Annotated in this window: 1 protein-coding gene and 1 pseudogene; both read left to right on the top strand. The window is 73.1% G+C overall.

Features of this window, described 5'->3' with window-relative positions; translation table 11 throughout:
• Positions 1 to 173 (top strand): annotated as a pseudogene (locus C1I97_RS42340) (sugar kinase); the annotation flags it as partial.
• Positions 170 to 934, top strand: coding sequence for an IclR family transcriptional regulator (locus C1I97_RS37875; protein ID WP_111007367.1), 765 nt, complete (start codon positions 170 to 172; stop codon positions 932 to 934). The pseudogene C1I97_RS42340 and the gene C1I97_RS37875, both read left to right, overlap by 4 nt.
• Positions 935 to 971 lie beyond the last annotated feature (37 nt).

The raw sequence follows: 971 nt of genomic DNA, 5'->3' as shown, positions 1-971 counted from the left end.
CCCGTCGCCCGACCACCACCCCTCACGGAGCGGCTTCGCCGCGCCCCTCCTGGTTCGACCACGCCGACCGCCTTGCCGCCCTGGACGAGGAGGCGTGGGGGAGACTGCGACTCGGCCCCGGCTGGACGACGCGTGCCACGGCCGGGGACGACGAGGAGGTACGGACGCCGTGAGCCAGACCGTCGACCGCGCGCTGAGCATCCTGCCGCTGCTCGCCGAGGGCCCCGCCGACCTCGGGCGGGTCGCCGACCGGCTCGGCGTGCACAAGTCCACCGCCCTGCGGCTGCTGCGCACCCTCCACGAGCACGGCCTGGTCTACCGCCAGTCCGACCAGCGCTACCGGCTCGGCGCCCGGCTCTTCGCCCTCGCCCAGGAGGCGATGGAGAGCCTCGACGTCCGCGAGATCGCCCACCCCCACCTCGTACGCCTCAACGAGACGTGCGGGCACACCGTGCACCTCGCCGTGTACGAGGACGGCGAGGTCCTCTACCTCGACAAGGTGGACAGCCGCTACCCGGTGCGCATGTACTCCCGGATCGGCAAGCCGGTCGCCCTCACCGTCGCTGCCGTGGCCAAGCTGCTGCTCGCCGACCTGCCCGAGGCCGAGCGGCGCGCGGTCGCGGAGCGGCTCGACTACCCCATGTACACGGCCCGTTCGACGCCGAACGCCGCCGCCTTCCTCAAGGAGCTGGCGACGGTGCGCGAGCAGGGCTGGGCCACCGACCTCGGCGGTCACGAGGAGTCCATCAACTGCGTCGCCGCGCCCGTCCGCGGCGCCGACGGCCGGGTGGTCGCCGCGATGTCGGTCTCCGCGCCGAACGTCGTCGTCACCGCCGGTGAACTCCTCACCCTGCTCCCGCTGGTGCGCCGCACCGCCGACGCGATCAGCGCCGAGTACTCCGGAAGAACGCCAGTGAAAGGCACCGCCGAATGACCGAGAAGACCGCGCTCACCCCCAGGACCCACACCAC

Origin of the sequence: Streptomyces sp. NTH33 (assembly GCF_003236365.1) — a bacterium.
Taxonomy (GTDB): domain Bacteria; phylum Actinomycetota; class Actinomycetes; order Streptomycetales; family Streptomycetaceae; genus Streptomyces.
Note: the sequence above shows the minus strand (reverse complement) of the source record. Positions and strands in the feature narration are given on the sequence as shown.